This window comes from Xenorhabdus kozodoii (assembly GCF_002632875.1).
GTDB lineage: Bacteria > Pseudomonadota > Gammaproteobacteria > Enterobacterales > Enterobacteriaceae > Xenorhabdus > Xenorhabdus kozodoii.
In genome coordinates, this window is record NZ_NJCX01000001.1 from 135,879 (window position 1) to 148,979 (window position 13,101).

The window sequence follows — 13,101 nt, forward strand, 5'->3', positions numbered from 1 at the left end:
GAAACTATGTCCTATACCACTTTTTCACAAGTAAAAAATGATCAGCTACAGGAACCGATGTTTTTCGGTCAGTCTGTTAACGTGGCGCGTTTTGATCAGCAAAAATATCCTATTTTTGAGAAGTTGATTGAAAAACAACTCTCTTTCTTCTGGCGTCCAGAAGAAGTGGATGTTTCCCGTGATCGCATTGACTATAACGCGTTACCGGATCATGAAAAGCATATTTTCATCAGCAACCTGAAATACCAGACGCTGTTGGATTCCATTCAGGGTCGTAGCCCGAATGTGGCTTTTCTGCCGTTGATTTCCATTCCAGAATTGGAAACATGGATTGAAACGTGGTCGTTTTCAGAAACGATCCACTCGCGTTCTTACACACACATTATCCGTAATATTGTCAACGATCCTTCCATCGTGTTTGATGATATTGTGGAAAACGAACAAATTTTAATGCGCGCCAAAGACATTTCCGCGTATTACGATGATTTGATCGAGATGACCAATTACTATCATCTGTTGGGTGAAGGAACGCACAATGTTGCAGGCAAAATGGTCACCATCAGTCTGCGTGCATTGAAAAAGCAGCTTTACTTGTGCCTGATGAGCGTTAACGCGCTGGAAGCTATCCGCTTCTATGTCAGTTTTGCCTGTTCATTTGCGTTTGCTGAACGTGAGTTGATGGAAGGCAACGCTAAAATCATCAAACTCATTGCCCGTGATGAAGCACTGCATTTAACGGGAACGCAGCACATGTTGAATCTGTTGCGCTCCGGTCAGGATGATCCTGAAATGGCGGAAATTGCCAAAGAGTGTGAACAAGAGTGCTACGACCTGTTTGTACAGGCGGCAGAGCAGGAAAAAGAGTGGGCTGATTACTTGTTTAAAGATGGCTCCATGATCGGCCTGAACAAAGATATTTTGTGCCAATATGTCGAATATATCACCAATATTCGTATGCAGGCGGTTGGCTTGAAATTACCATTTGAAGCTCGCTCTAATCCGATCCCATGGATCAATTCGTGGCTGGTTTCCGATAATGTTCAAGTGGCTCCACAGGAAGTTGAAGTCAGCTCTTATCTGGTTGGTCAGATTGATTCGGAAGTCAATACTGAGGATCTCAGCGGTTTCGAACTCTGATATGGCTGATTACAAAGTCACCCTGCCTTCGCGGCAGGGGTTATGTATCCATTATTCTTCAGGTTTCCACGGTAATTTACTGGAAGCCTTGGAACACGGTAAGGTCCAGATTGAATACCAATGTCGGCAGGGGTATTGCGGTTCTTGTCGTGTTCGCCTTGTGAAAGGGAAGGTAGGATATTCTTGTAAGCCATTGGCGTTTGTTAATGAAGGGGAAATTTTGCCTTGTAGCTGTTATCCACTGACAGATATTGAAATTGAACCATAAATTAGCTTGCCCCTAAGATAAGTCTTCCGATTTGCAATCTGCAAATTATTCTTGAGCGTGGTGGACATATCGATCAGTACGACGATATGCCCACATCACCTGCCGTTTTTTCCATCCCTTGCATGATGTTCCAAAAATAACTCATTGTGAACTATAGTTAAATGGACTATCCCCACCCTATAGAGGTCGTAAATGAACAAAGCCTTTATTGCCATGTTTGTTCCTTTTATGTTGTTGGCTACATTAGTCTGCATTGCGGAAGGGCAAGCGGCGTCAGTGGGTGATTTTTATAATCAAACGGGTCATTTTGGTGAGGGGAAACTCAATAGGATGAATTTTGATCGCCGTTACGAGGTTAGGCCTGATTGGAGTATTATGGCGCCATTGCTGGCAGGAACAAGCTATCGAATCAACCACTATCTTAGTTTGTATGGCACCGTTGGTATTGCCCGTTTGGAATGGGATCGTGAAAGTAGTAGGGGTACTTACTTTGATACGTATACTTATCCTGGTAAAAATACAGCCTTAGCATGGGGAACCGGAGCCTTACTTAATCCTTTTGAAGACGTTACTTTTTATATTGGTTATGAAGAGATTCAACTTAAACCTGAAAATGAAAACTATCATGTCAATAACTTTAATTTTGGGATTAGTTATCATTTTTAAGCATAAAATCAATCAGTAAGCTAAAGTTTTTGTGAAAAATAAAACCCAGATTAATTAAGACACTTACCCGATAAGTGTCTTTTTTTTACTTTATGGGTATAGGGTGTGTTCAAATATGTTTGTTGATTTATTATAACTGAGATATAGAAACCTATTTTTCTAAGGTAATTTGATGCTTGCGGCTGTCATACAGCAGAAAATAATGGTGAAGCAAATCGATAAGCAAGGAGAACAATGATGTATAAAATTGATTATAATTCATATCGTTCAACCAAAAGTTTTAACAGACGTTCCCGCTTTTTAGTTATGCACTATACTGCTTTGAACTTTGAGAAATCGATTCAAGCATTGACCGGAGAGTTTGTTAGTGCTCATTATCTGGTTCCAAACCCAGATGATCCGACTTACCGGGCTGCTGGGTTTGAAAAGGTTCGCATATTCAATTTAGTTGATGAACTTGAAAGGGCCTGGCATGCTGGAATCAGTTATTGGGATGGACGGGAAGGGTTGAATGATACATCCATTGGCATTGAGATTGTGAATGAAGCCAGTGATGATCACGGCGTTTTCACTTTTCCCCCTTATCACCCTGATCAAGTTGCAGCGATTAAAGAGCTAGCTATCAATATCTTACAACGTTACCCAGATATTAAACCGACTCATGTTGTAGGTCATTCAGATATCGCATGGCAAAGAAAAACAGATCCAGGCCCATCTTTCCCGTGGGAGGAATTATATGATGCGGGAATTGGGGCGTGGTATGATGAAGAAACTAAGCAAAAATATATTGAACAATTTGGGTATTGCCTACCTGATACCGCCGAGATTTTAGAAAAGCTCAAACGTTATGGTTATGACGTTACTGGGGCAGAAAAAGAAGAAAATTTTCAATCTTTAATCAAAGCATTCCAAATGCACTTCCGTCAGTCATATTATGATGGCGTGCCCGATATAGAAACCGTAGCCATTTTATATGCCTTGGTTGAAAAATACTTTGAGAATGAATCTTAATTTCTGATGCATTCTATTTTATAAATGCCAAGTTGCAGCTCACTAACTGGGCTGCAACTTGATATAGGAAAATTATGCCTGTGCTATTTGGGGGCTTATGGCGTAATCACACGAGTATGATTAATACAATGCGCTATAATTTTATACAGATAGACAAAATATAAAAGACCAAAGGTAATAAAAGAGAGGATCGCCCACATAACAACATATCCAATTATTTGGGCGAAATTGATTTCGCACTGTAATCGGCCAATAATTTTTCCGTTGTCTCGATCCATGACATTTGTTTTGCTAATGATAAAACGCGTCATATAGTAGGGAAACACAAAAGCACCTAGCCCTAATGTAAATAAAGTAATCAGGAGCCAGATAACAAGATGTACAATAATTTCAAGTACCCCTAATTCTGATTTTAATTTCAGACTACGAAAGTCCATTGAGCTCATCATGTTCTCCTGATATTTAAATAAATACGACAAGGTTTCAGTATATACCAATCCAACTTCAAGTTGCAGTTTGCAAGCCAATAAGACGCATCTTGAAAGGTGACTGGTATAGAAATTCTATGAAACAGATTAGGTATATAAGACAAATTTTTCGGAATAATAGTTCAACGAGTAGTGTGTAAGTAGTGTAATAAGGAAGAAAATACTTGTCACGCTAAAAAAGCCAGCTCTTTTTGAGCTGGCTTCTCTTTAATAATGCAGTGGCAGCTCTTACATAAAGCGAGTGGCTGATAACCGGATAACAACGCAGTGTACATTTGAGAGGAAAGATTTTACAGATTTCATGATGATTTCCTTTGAGGGTTATAAATTGTGATTTACTTCACGAAAATCTAAATTCTGGGCAAGATTTTATGCTCAAAACAAAATTAGTCAAGATATTTATTAAATAATTTTTTAAAAATTAAAAAAAATTTGCAATATTTGTAATTAATTGAAATTTAACTATTAATTTTTAATTTGTCTTTTTGTTGTACCGCCATCATCCAGTTACAACTGTCGCTTATCTGATTGTTTATTCATCTATACTTGATGTGCGGGTTGTTTTTTAGGCAAGAACTAACTTTGGTGTTTAATCGGGCAGTGGAGAAAATGAATGGAAATTAGTGAAAGTGGTATAAATAAACTCAAAAGTTATGAAGGGCTGAGGTTGCAAGCCTATCCAGATCCTGCCACTGGAGCAGCACCGTGGACAATTGGATATGGCCATACAAGGGGAGTAAAGCCAGGGCAAGTGATTACTGCACAGCAGGCTGAGGAATTTTTGCATCAAGATCTTAACCCTATTTATGGCGCCATTCAGCGGTTAGTTAAAGTGCCTCTAACACAAGGACAATTTGATGCCTTATGCTCGTTTATTTTCAATGTAGGGATCGGTAATTTTACCCATTCAACTTTGTTGAAAAAATTAAATGCAGGTGATTATCAAGGTGCGGCAAGGGAATTTTTGAAATGGGATCGTGCCGATGGGAGAGAATTAGCGGCTCTGCGTATGCGAAGGCAGTCTGAGAAAGAAACATTCTTAACATAACATGATTAAAGAAAATATTTTTCTTGCTTTTTAGGCTATTAGAAATGAAGAATAAAATTTTAATCAGATTACCACTAATAGCCTAATTTAATAAATGACTAAATCGTTGATACACCATGTTGTAATACAACACGATAACCATCAATATCTTCAAACGTTTTTCCACTCTTATCCCAATAGGGATTGTAAGAAGAAACGAGGATAAACCCGGCATCTTGCATTGATTGTATTTGCTTTTGCCATTCAAGTTTATCTTCTATATAAAACACGAATAAATTATCTTTTGTGGGGGCTTTGCCAACATGTGTATTGTGATGATGAGTAAATTCAAGGTGCCATGGATGGTTGGGATGCCCTAACATAATCCCATCAAAACCATCGTGATCTTTGAATTCCCCTAATATGACGAAATTTAAGCCATGACAATACATTTCTGCAATTTTAATAAGATTATCTGTTGGTCTGGCAATTCTAAGAATCGTTGATTTTTTCATATTCATCTATGTATAGGGTTATATTAGGAGAATATATCTTATCTAAAAGAATTTAACTTTACTTAGGGAAAAGTGCTGGCAATTGACCAACACTTTTTGTACCCAGATAATATTAATAAATAGAATATAATTTAGTTAAAAATATTATTTAATATCAACGTCAATAACTTGATAGAAAGCATTGCTGGTATCAGCTATTGTCCACACACCAAGAATAACGTGATACCCTGAACGGTCAGGAATATCACAGTCCAGAGAGACCGTTTGGCTTGGCCTTTTTCCATGATCAAAAAGTTCACAGAAGGGGTTCAAATCAAGTTGAGCGCGTGTTAGAGGCTTGTTTGGATCCCAGTCAGGTTTAGTAATAAAGAATTGCCATGAAGTGGTACTATGCCGGGCTGTTATTGTCCACTTAAATTTATTAATTCCTTTATTGACAGTGACATGATGCCAGCGATCTGTACTTTGCTCATTGAGTTGTTTGAATTGGGCAATACCGGCACTCGCAATTTGTCCATCGGGTGGCCCTCCTTGTGGGAAACCTTTAGGACCTTCAACCGATTGCGGCTCATACATAACAGGCCCGCAGTTTTTATTTATGCCTTTTTGACATAAAAGTGCCCTACTTGGCGGTGTATCTACATATCCATGATTAGAATCGGGTTCAGCAATACCAGAGAATGGGATCGCACCAAAGGCTGTCAATCCCACTAAAAGTAATGACTTTTTAATATTCATAATAAATTTCCTATTCTTTCCTTACTTGACTGTAAAATAAGTGAATTTATTTTTTATTATTGTATTAATGAATTTATGGAGTTTTATTTTCTTGTGTAATGAAAGTGCATAGAAATATTTATACAAAATGAGATAATTATAAATACTTAATTTATGATAGGGGTATACCAGAAAGATATTATTGATGGATACAATGGTTATTGACTTTGATGTGATTAAAAATAGCAGGAAATACCTTATCCTGGAAATTTTTAATCACAAAAATCCCTCCCTGAGGCCAGGGAGGGGAAGAGCGAAATAAGAAGCAAATGAGGGTGTACCAAACAAGTAGGATTTTGAGTACACGTAAATAAGGTAGACCTAAAAGGGAGAAGATGCAATAAACTAACCTTAAACAAAGGGCCAAGTGTAATAATTATTACATTGACTGAACAAAGGGCACACTAACTTGCAGGAAGGGATTATTTGCTGGGTTCGTGTAGTGATGGCCTACAAGTAATACAGTTCGCAATTAGTGAATTATTCCAACCTGTCATTTTAGAACATACGACACATACGACAATGTGAGGTGCTGGATGTTAAGGGGATCGAAATCAATATCAGGGATGTCAAGAGCCATTCCAACGTATCACAATGTGATGAATCATTATGGCAACCCACAGTTTGCGCGATTGACATATCAAGGTAACAATCAGCCTTTAGGATTTTTTATTGATTACACTGTATATGAAATGAGAAGAATACTTATTATCATAGATGTGCAATATCGCGTAGATATGCAGCATGAACCATCGGGTCAGCATGTACGTTTATATAACAGGCATGATATAAATGTAGATGCAGAAATTAGTAGATTTTCCCAAATCATATTGGAATCAGCCACTCATGGACGAGATTTCCACGGCATTTTTCTTGCAATCAGAGTATGGTATTCGTGCCCTGTTCAAATTGTTGAGGAACTACCCGCGCAAGCACCAACGGCATACGATTAGACAAATCATCAATCGCTATGCGCCGTCCAATGAAAATAACACCGAAAGCTACATTCAGTTCGTGGCTAAACAAGTCGGCGTCTCTGCGGATGAGCGGATATCTACTCAGGATAAAAAAATCCTGTTTGCGTTGGCTGAGGGGATTACCAAGATGGAGAACAGCAATCCGCAACCGTATTCTGAGGCAACGTTTGAAAAAGCGTTTGCGCTGCTATGAGCTGGAAACTGAATGCATTTATCGTCATTGCTGGGTTACTACTGGCTGCACTATGGACAGTAGCAAACGGTTATCAGAAGCTTGTTGGCATTTCATCCCCGTAATGAAAGGGATTATGACCTACTTACTCTCTCGCCAAAAGTAGCCTAAAAATTTAGCAGAAAAGAACCCACTCCCACCCCAGAGCCAATGAGACTGGGGTTGCAGGAGTCATCCTGTCTCCTGCTTGATTGTTATTATAAACAGTATCTAGTCGTTCTATCCGGATTTATCACAAGACAGGCAGCTATACAATCTGCATATGCTATGGGTGATAGAACAAAAGGTAAGCAGATAGTAGCATAAGTCTGCATCGAAGCTAAAAGAGTCGTGCCTGCTACTAGGCAAAGAAGAAGATATCTTTTCATAATCATTCTCCACATATTTTACAACGTTATTATCACAAAAACTGGTAAATCTAATAAACCTATTTTCACCCAACAACAAGCGAATAATACTTAACAGTTAGTTACCATCTGAAACTAAACAAGATATTTCTTTACCCATTCCCTGAGTGGCTAAAGGGATACCCATGCCATCACCCCGTTCCTACCGCGTACCTATTCGACCACATGACAGAGTTGGAAGCTGAATCTGGTTTCGGATTCACAATTCAACAACTGCAACATATGTTAGCGGTAGCAAGAAAAGCCTCTGATGAAGATTCCTCCGATGCCGGGCGTCGATTGAGAAAAAGGCAAGATGATTTGGTTATTCTGAACCGCGCTGAAAAGTTAATTGGCGATATTAGTCAAATGGCCCTTGGTCTTGTTGGTGGCGGTAAGGTGAACGCTCATTAGATAGCCTATCTAAAAAGAACACCTTGCCACCCCAGTATCATTTACTCAGGGGGGTGGGATAGATTGGGCGCAGTGTCAGTGAGACTTTGAATAATCAGGGTTGCAACCACTAATACATTTTAGATGGTTGCAGAGAATTGCAGGAGAAAGGAGCCGGAATGATTAGTTCACAAAGGTTCTTTTAACTCTCACTGATACTAAGAAATAAGGTATCCATATAGCAGAGTGAAAAATAGCACGGACAAGATATGTAATATCTTCCATGTCAGGTTTCACATCGAGACCAATCGAATATAGTATCGTTGCACCTTGGATAACAATGTTGAATATAAGTACAGAGATATAGAAACGCGGCGCTTTCTTTGATTTTTTAAAAAAGAAACTAATAGTGAAAATAATTAATATAAGTAATGATATATCTAAGATAATTGCGATTATAAATACAAATGTATACAAGGGTCGCCAACCTTCAGCGAGACCGACATACGTTGTATATGTTAATTGAATACCTGTGATAATTTCATATATACTCGAAATGAGCATAAATATCAGACTGATAGCAGGAAGATACAGCCATCCTCCAATTTCCTTAAATGATTTTTCTCCACATGCAGTGCAAACCTTTGCGTCTTGAGATATTTCTTTTTCACCACATTGGGTGCAATCCACTTATCCATATGAATCGACCTTTTATGTTTACATAAGTTGACGAATTTTAATGCGATTTAAAATGATGGCAATAACTAATTAGGCTTATAGGGAATCAAACATGGCACAAAAGAAAATCCCGTTCACTGATGAACAAAAGGTTCTCTTTGATGCCTTAAAACGCGTCGGTGCCTCTGCGGATGAGCGGATATCTACCCAGGATAAAAAAATCCTGTTTGCGTTGGCTGAGGGGATTATTCGGATGGAGAACAGCAATCAGCAGCCTTATTCTGAGGCAACGTTTGAAAAAGCGTTTGCGCTGCTATGAGCTGGAAATTGAATGCATTTATCGTCATCGCAGGGTTCCTACTGGCTGCACTATGGACAGTAGCAAACGGTTATCAGGAGCTAGGCAGGAAATATAAAGAGCTGGTTGATGATTTTGCGAAACAAAATGTCATCATCACTACCCAGCAAGCGCGGATCCAGCAACTCCACGAACTGGACACCCAACACACTCAGGAACTCGCCAATGCCAAAACTGAAATTGACACTCTTCGGGCTGATGTTGCCGCTGGTCGTCGCAAGTTGCGCATCCAAGCCAGCTGTCCCGTGTTTGAAACCGTTGCCTCCGGCAGCGTGGACGATGGAACCACCGTCGAACTCTCTGGAGAAACTGGATCAACTGTTCTCGATATCCGAGAAGGTATCATCAACGACCGGGCAAAACTGAGATATTTGCAGGATTACGTTAATACTGAATGCAGAGGAACAGAGAAATGATTGACAGTCAAATGCCTATAACAGCCATTGAATATCGAATACAAGCCAATCTATCATCATTCTCACAGGCAATATTCAATATGTACTGCCTAGCCTTGCAGTTAAAGAAAGTGATGGATGAAATACAAGAAAGAGCAGAAATTATGCGGGTAAATAACACACTGCCACCGCAGAGCAAATGATACTGGGGTGGTCGGAGGGGGTTAGGGGCAGTGTTTGAGATGAAAGCCCCTACAATAAGGGGCTATAACTTTAGCTAACTGCAAGTGACAACTTTTTACCTACAGCGGCAAGCGCCCGGCTAATAGTATCAATTTTAGTTGTATGGCGTGGTGCGAGTATCCTTTGGATTTCAGGGGGGCGGATACCTGTTAAGCGCGACAATTCAGCCTTACTGACTTTAGCTTTTAGAAGCTCATTATTAAGCAAGATTTTGGCATACACGCTATCAGGTAAGTATACCCAATGTTCATCCTCTTGAAGCTCGGATGCGGGTGAAGGAAATACCTTATCCATATCGAAGTAAATTTCAACACTGGAAAGTAAAACATCTTCGGCCATTTCCATTGCTTCAGGGGTATCTGCACCACAAGTGATTGCTTCGGGAATACCTCTAAACGTTACTGTATATCCATTATCTTCTTTTGCAAATTTTGCAGGATAGTACATGTTGACCTCTTTAATAATCTATCGGTGCAGTGATAGCCTCGCAGTGAGGGCTAGAGTTTATTTTAAATCTAATTGCTTCTTGACTCCTTCGACCAACCCTGTTGTCAATTCCTGACTTGGGTGTCTGGGGAGGTGGCTTATTTTACCTTTGTAGTAGAGTTTCAAATGCTTTTTACCATTTTCTGTCTCGACTCCTTGAGCTTTTAGCCACTTTAAAAATTCACTTTGCTTCACTGCACCTCCGTTTCGTTAACTTGAAATCATTGTATGCAAAAATGCTAACAATGACAAGCAAAAATTAGCATTTTTGCATACAAGCATCATCGCGCATTCGTACGCGCACATCTAAATCCGAGAACCTTCCAGAAAGTGAGCCTGAGAAAACCGCTAATAGCGTAGTTATCTCGGGGCGGCCTTTCTGTACGAACAGGTTCACTTTCTATAAGGAACTACGCATGAAAACACTTACTTTGTTTAGTACCCCCGTTCGTATCAATGATGATGGCATGGTTTGTTTAACTGACATGTGGCGTATTGCCAAAGCCAGAGTTGAAGCGGGTGATAGTGATTTCTTGGGTGGCAGGGATATTGAAAACCTTCGCCCAAGTAAATTCAAACGACTGGAATCAACTCAATTATTTATCAAGGAGTTATCTAAATGGGATTCAAAAGCCCATTTAGAAACCATACAAGGAAAGCATGGCGGCACATTCGGAAGTCGATTTGTTGCTTATGAGTTTGCTGGCCATATTGATCCGGCATTCAAAGTTGGTGTTTATACCGTTCTTGATAAATATTTCTCTGGTGAATTGGTTTCAGTAGCGAGCTACATGGCTGAGGCAAATATAGCAGCGTATGCCTACAACCAAGAAGCTGAGATTGTCAGCGATTGCGCCCGCACACTTAACTATTGGGGAAGAGGTGGACGTAAGGCTCATTTGCTCGATAACAAGAAACAAGCTGAAAACAGATTACAGATCGCCATGCAATATAAGTAATAGACAGGCTCTAAAATTGGAGCCTCCTCAAAATTGAGTGGACTGATTTCATTAGTAAAAATGGGAATGCCGTCGAGGTCCTCAGTTTGATGACTTCGGTTTATTCAGTAAGCGGGCATTGAGCCAAAGTGTGAAAAAGCACTTTGGTCATTACAGAGCGTAAAAATGCGCTTTGCTTTCAAATCAACTAATTGCAATCAATTTACAAAATTCTCCAAAGCATCCACATTCGGGTGCTTGATAGAGTTTTGTATCAGTTTTGGGCTTCGGTGGTTTCGCCCAAACAGGAGGTTATATGAACCGAGGTAGTTATTTGTTCTGAACCACCCGAAGGTGGCTTTTTGCTATATGGGGAATAAAAAATGGCTAAACCAGATTGGGAGGCCATCGAGTCGGCTTACCGGGCTGGTTTGATGTCACTCCGAGAAATTGCGTCTCAACATGGTATATCAGAAGGCGCCATTCGCAAGCGAGCGAAGCGTGATGAATGGACAAGGGATTTGGCGGCTAAAGTCAAATCTCGTTCCGATGATATGGTACGCAAGGAAGAGGTACGCAATCAGGTACGCAGTGAAACAACGCTCTCTGAACGCGTACTGATTGAAGCGTCCGCGGAGGTGATTACCAAGGTTCGAATAGCCGCTAACAAAGTTGCGGCGGCATCGTCTGTCGCTACGGGTGCGACAATCACCACCGCAATGGCTCCGGCTGCGGCGGCGACCAGCGTAGCAACAATGGGGACAGCCGCGACTTTAGGTATGGCAGCCATGACAGCGGCCGTCCCTGCCATGATTGCCCTGATGGGTGCCCGTAAGAATGGTGGGCCAGTCAGTCCGAACGGAGCCTACCGCATTGGTGAGAATAACAAGCCCGAAATATTCAAGGCCAACAACGGCCATCAATACATGATACCGGGTGACAGAGGCAAGGTGATCAGTAATAGAGATGTTAGCAAAGGTGGCGGTGGTGTTTCTGTTGGTAGTATCAATATTGAATTTAATGTCCAAACGCAGGGTGCCTTTTCTGAACAGGATGCACGGATGGTTTCGGGGATGGTGAAAAAAACTATTTATGATGTTCTGGTGGATGAAGGCAGGCCGGGTGGCATGCTGAATCAGTAGTGTGACAATAACGAGTCATTGTGTCATAAAACCCTTGTTATTCATTGATCTATGCCTTTCCGTCGAGGCATCAATTTACGAAGTATCATTACCCGATCATTATATAAACACCGATATAAGTGTTTGCCGTTTAATATAAGTATTTATTGACTTATATAAGTATTTTAACTTATAATTAAAACATCCTGAAAACGGAGATGCTCTTTAATAATAGGGGAAATGATGGTCAAAGTGATTTGGTCTAAGGTAGCAACCAAGCAGCTAATTCGGATCGATTCGAGATATCAGAAAGCGATAAAAAATAAAGTGAGTCAACTTACTGGTTTTCCGCTTGTGGATTTGGATATCAAAAAATTAACGGGTACAGAGGCTCAATACAGATTGAGAGTAGGCGACTACCGAATTTTGTTTGAGCTTTCGGGTAAAGAGCCGAAGATTTTAGAAGTGCAGGAAGTTAAGCGAAGACAAACAAAAACATATTGACTGGCATGGCGGGGATTCCCCCGCCTGCTTTTTCCTCTATTCATGTCAGGGTCAACACAATATTGGAGATAATATGGCTGGTATCCAGTTTATTACAGATGAGAACGGCAACAAGCAAGCGGTAGTACTGCCTATTGAGGAGTATGAACGCTTACTGGCTGCGGTGGATCATGATGAAGATTATGTCAGCATCCCTTACACCAAAGGCTCTAATGATGATGAAACCATCCCCCATGAAGTCATCAGTATCATGGTGGATGAAGAAATTACACTTCATGCGGCATGGCGTATCTATCGCGGTTTGTCACAAACAGAAGTGGCTGAAAAATTGGGAGTCAGGCAAGCCGCAGTCTCTCAGTTTGAAAAAGCAGAACGCCCCCGTCAGGCCACATTGGAAAAACTGGCGGCACTTTATGAATGCAGGCCAACACAATTAACATTGGATTAAAATCAATCCATTTTTATGGACACGTAACTGTACAAACCCGCTTCGGCGGGTTT

19 protein-coding genes and 1 pseudogene are annotated in these 13,101 nt (G+C 40.4%); 14 read left to right on the forward strand and 6 right to left on the reverse strand.

Annotated features, from left to right (window positions below; all coding sequences use genetic code 11):
• Positions 1 to 6: 6 nt before the first annotated feature.
• The 4 genes from nrdB to Xkoz_RS00540 all read left to right on the forward strand — a co-directional run bounded on the left by nrdB (position 7) and on the right by Xkoz_RS00540 (position 3,082).
• On the forward strand, positions 7 to 1,137 hold the full coding sequence (gene nrdB / locus Xkoz_RS00525) for a class Ia ribonucleoside-diphosphate reductase subunit beta (protein ID WP_099140262.1): 1,131 nt from the start codon (positions 7 to 9) through the stop codon (positions 1,135 to 1,137).
• Between the two features lies 1 nt (position 1,138).
• Positions 1,139 to 1,405 carry a class I ribonucleotide reductase maintenance protein YfaE gene (gene yfaE / locus Xkoz_RS00530; protein WP_099140263.1) on the forward strand — a complete coding sequence of 89 codons (267 nt, stop codon included), beginning with the start codon at positions 1,139 to 1,141 and terminating at the stop codon, positions 1,403 to 1,405.
• Between the two features lie 192 nt (positions 1,406 to 1,597).
• The gene (locus Xkoz_RS00535; protein ID WP_099140264.1) at positions 1,598 to 2,071 is read left to right on the forward strand and encodes an outer membrane beta-barrel protein; all 474 of its coding nucleotides are present in this window, start codon (positions 1,598 to 1,600) and stop codon (positions 2,069 to 2,071) included.
• A gap of 237 nt (positions 2,072 to 2,308) precedes the next feature.
• Positions 2,309 to 3,082: an N-acetylmuramoyl-L-alanine amidase gene (locus Xkoz_RS00540; RefSeq protein ID WP_099140265.1), complete on the forward strand. Its 774-nt coding sequence runs from the start codon at positions 2,309 to 2,311 to the stop codon at positions 3,080 to 3,082.
• 95 nt (positions 3,083 to 3,177) lie between these two features.
• On the opposite strand, the gene Xkoz_RS00545 is transcribed toward Xkoz_RS00540, so the two are convergent.
• On the reverse strand, positions 3,178 to 3,528 hold the full coding sequence (locus tag Xkoz_RS00545) for a DUF6693 family protein (protein ID WP_208615184.1): 351 nt from the start codon (positions 3,526 to 3,528) through the stop codon (positions 3,178 to 3,180).
• A gap of 655 nt (positions 3,529 to 4,183) precedes the next feature.
• Here Xkoz_RS00545 and Xkoz_RS00550 point away from each other — a divergent pair.
• Positions 4,184 to 4,618, forward strand: a complete 435-nt coding sequence (locus tag Xkoz_RS00550; RefSeq protein WP_099140266.1) for a lysozyme — start codon at positions 4,184 to 4,186, stop codon at positions 4,616 to 4,618.
• A gap of 98 nt (positions 4,619 to 4,716) precedes the next feature.
• On the opposite strand, the gene Xkoz_RS00555 is transcribed toward Xkoz_RS00550, so the two are convergent.
• Positions 4,717 to 5,112, reverse strand: coding sequence for a VOC family protein (locus Xkoz_RS00555; protein WP_099140416.1), 396 nt, complete (start codon positions 5,110 to 5,112; stop codon positions 4,717 to 4,719).
• Positions 5,113 to 5,256: 144 nt separating this feature from the next.
• Entirely contained in the window at positions 5,257 to 5,850 is a 594-nt protein-coding gene (locus Xkoz_RS00560) for a lytic polysaccharide monooxygenase (RefSeq protein WP_099140267.1), read from the reverse strand.
• Between the two features lie 885 nt (positions 5,851 to 6,735).
• Here Xkoz_RS00560 and Xkoz_RS00565 point away from each other — a divergent pair.
• Together Xkoz_RS00565 and Xkoz_RS00570 are read left to right on the forward strand one after the other, a co-directional pair.
• On the forward strand, positions 6,736 to 7,059 hold the full coding sequence (locus tag Xkoz_RS00565; protein ID WP_208615185.1) for a structural protein: 324 nt from the start codon (positions 6,736 to 6,738) through the stop codon (positions 7,057 to 7,059).
• 611 nt (positions 7,060 to 7,670) lie between these two features.
• Positions 7,671 to 7,898, forward strand: a complete 228-nt coding sequence (locus Xkoz_RS00570) for a hypothetical protein (protein ID WP_244183353.1) — start codon at positions 7,671 to 7,673, stop codon at positions 7,896 to 7,898.
• 162 nt (positions 7,899 to 8,060) lie between these two features.
• Here the strand turns inward: Xkoz_RS00570 and Xkoz_RS00575 are convergent, their stop codons facing one another.
• Entirely contained in the window at positions 8,061 to 8,567 is a 507-nt protein-coding gene (locus tag Xkoz_RS00575; protein WP_099140268.1) for a DUF2569 domain-containing protein, read from the reverse strand.
• Between the two features lie 100 nt (positions 8,568 to 8,667).
• On the opposite strand from Xkoz_RS00575, the gene Xkoz_RS00580 reads away from it, so the two are divergent.
• The 3 genes from Xkoz_RS00580 to Xkoz_RS00590 are packed head-to-tail and all read left to right on the forward strand — an operon-like array spanning position 8,668 to position 9,511.
• Positions 8,668 to 8,874 carry a hypothetical protein gene (locus Xkoz_RS00580; protein ID WP_208615186.1) on the forward strand — a complete coding sequence of 69 codons (207 nt, stop codon included), beginning with the start codon at positions 8,668 to 8,670 and terminating at the stop codon, positions 8,872 to 8,874.
• On the forward strand, positions 8,871 to 9,329 hold the full coding sequence (locus Xkoz_RS25500) for a lysis protein (protein WP_099140269.1): 459 nt from the start codon (positions 8,871 to 8,873) through the stop codon (positions 9,327 to 9,329). Before Xkoz_RS00580 ends, Xkoz_RS25500 begins: the two co-directional genes overlap by 4 nt.
• Positions 9,326 to 9,511, forward strand: a complete 186-nt coding sequence (locus Xkoz_RS00590) for a hypothetical protein (protein WP_099140270.1) — start codon at positions 9,326 to 9,328, stop codon at positions 9,509 to 9,511. Before Xkoz_RS25500 ends, Xkoz_RS00590 begins: the two co-directional genes overlap by 4 nt.
• 70 nt (positions 9,512 to 9,581) lie before the next feature.
• Here Xkoz_RS00590 and Xkoz_RS00595 read toward each other — a convergent pair whose 3' ends face one another.
• On the reverse strand, positions 9,582 to 9,998 hold the full coding sequence (locus Xkoz_RS00595) for a type II toxin-antitoxin system HicB family antitoxin (protein WP_099140271.1): 417 nt from the start codon (positions 9,996 to 9,998) through the stop codon (positions 9,582 to 9,584).
• Positions 9,999 to 10,055: 57 nt separating this feature from the next.
• Positions 10,056 to 10,232, reverse strand: coding sequence for an mRNA interferase (locus Xkoz_RS00600; RefSeq protein ID WP_092520428.1), 177 nt, complete (start codon positions 10,230 to 10,232; stop codon positions 10,056 to 10,058).
• 221 nt (positions 10,233 to 10,453) lie between these two features.
• Here Xkoz_RS00600 and Xkoz_RS00605 point away from each other — a divergent pair, with 221 nt between their 5' ends.
• The 4 genes and pseudogenes from Xkoz_RS00605 (at position 10,454) to Xkoz_RS00620 (ending at position 13,048) form a co-directional block, all read left to right on the forward strand.
• Complete coding sequence (locus tag Xkoz_RS00605; RefSeq protein ID WP_099140272.1) at positions 10,454 to 10,996, forward strand: KilA-N domain-containing protein; 543 nt, start codon at positions 10,454 to 10,456, stop codon at positions 10,994 to 10,996.
• A 362-nt stretch (positions 10,997 to 11,358) separates the two neighbouring features.
• A pseudogene (locus Xkoz_RS24595) lies at positions 11,359 to 11,632 on the forward strand (hypothetical protein); the annotation flags it as partial.
• Positions 11,633 to 12,339: 707 nt separating this feature from the next.
• On the forward strand, positions 12,340 to 12,600 hold the full coding sequence (locus tag Xkoz_RS00615) for a type II toxin-antitoxin system RelE family toxin (RefSeq protein ID WP_099140273.1): 261 nt from the start codon (positions 12,340 to 12,342) through the stop codon (positions 12,598 to 12,600).
• 73 nt (positions 12,601 to 12,673) lie between these two features.
• Positions 12,674 to 13,048 carry a helix-turn-helix domain-containing protein gene (locus Xkoz_RS00620; RefSeq protein ID WP_099140274.1) on the forward strand — a complete coding sequence of 125 codons (375 nt, stop codon included), beginning with the start codon at positions 12,674 to 12,676 and terminating at the stop codon, positions 13,046 to 13,048.
• Positions 13,049 to 13,101 lie beyond the last annotated feature (53 nt).

Bases quoted from the DNA above. Each gene is read 5' to 3' on its own strand.
- Xkoz_RS25500 (WP_099140269.1), top strand. From the start codon at position 8,871: ATGAGCTGGAAATTGAATGCATTTATCGTCATCGCAGGGTTCCTACTG.
- Xkoz_RS00565 (WP_208615185.1), top strand. From the start codon at position 6,736: ATGGACGAGATTTCCACGGCATTTTTCTTGCAATCAGAGTATGGTATT.
- Xkoz_RS00590 (WP_099140270.1), top strand. From the start codon at position 9,326: ATGATTGACAGTCAAATGCCTATAACAGCCATTGAATATCGAATACAA.
- Xkoz_RS00540 (WP_099140265.1), top strand. From the start codon at position 2,309: ATGTATAAAATTGATTATAATTCATATCGTTCAACCAAAAGTTTTAAC.
- Xkoz_RS00555 (WP_099140416.1), bottom strand. From the start codon at position 5,112: ATGAAAAAATCAACGATTCTTAGAATTGCCAGACCAACAGATAATCTT.
- yfaE (WP_099140263.1), top strand. From the start codon at position 1,139: ATGGCTGATTACAAAGTCACCCTGCCTTCGCGGCAGGGGTTATGTATC.
- Xkoz_RS00620 (WP_099140274.1), top strand. From the start codon at position 12,674: ATGGCTGGTATCCAGTTTATTACAGATGAGAACGGCAACAAGCAAGCG.
- Xkoz_RS00535 (WP_099140264.1), top strand. From the start codon at position 1,598: ATGAACAAAGCCTTTATTGCCATGTTTGTTCCTTTTATGTTGTTGGCT.
- Xkoz_RS00580 (WP_208615186.1), top strand. From the start codon at position 8,668: ATGGCACAAAAGAAAATCCCGTTCACTGATGAACAAAAGGTTCTCTTT.
- Xkoz_RS00570 (WP_244183353.1), top strand. From the start codon at position 7,671: ATGACAGAGTTGGAAGCTGAATCTGGTTTCGGATTCACAATTCAACAA.
- Xkoz_RS00550 (WP_099140266.1), top strand. From the start codon at position 4,184: ATGGAAATTAGTGAAAGTGGTATAAATAAACTCAAAAGTTATGAAGGG.
- Xkoz_RS00615 (WP_099140273.1), top strand. From the start codon at position 12,340: ATGGTCAAAGTGATTTGGTCTAAGGTAGCAACCAAGCAGCTAATTCGG.
- Xkoz_RS00560 (WP_099140267.1), bottom strand. From the start codon at position 5,850: ATGAATATTAAAAAGTCATTACTTTTAGTGGGATTGACAGCCTTTGGT.
- Xkoz_RS00545 (WP_208615184.1), bottom strand. From the start codon at position 3,528: ATGAGCTCAATGGACTTTCGTAGTCTGAAATTAAAATCAGAATTAGGG.
- Xkoz_RS00595 (WP_099140271.1), bottom strand. From the start codon at position 9,998: ATGTACTATCCTGCAAAATTTGCAAAAGAAGATAATGGATATACAGTA.
- nrdB (WP_099140262.1), top strand. From the start codon at position 7: ATGTCCTATACCACTTTTTCACAAGTAAAAAATGATCAGCTACAGGAA.
- Xkoz_RS00605 (WP_099140272.1), top strand. From the start codon at position 10,454: ATGAAAACACTTACTTTGTTTAGTACCCCCGTTCGTATCAATGATGAT.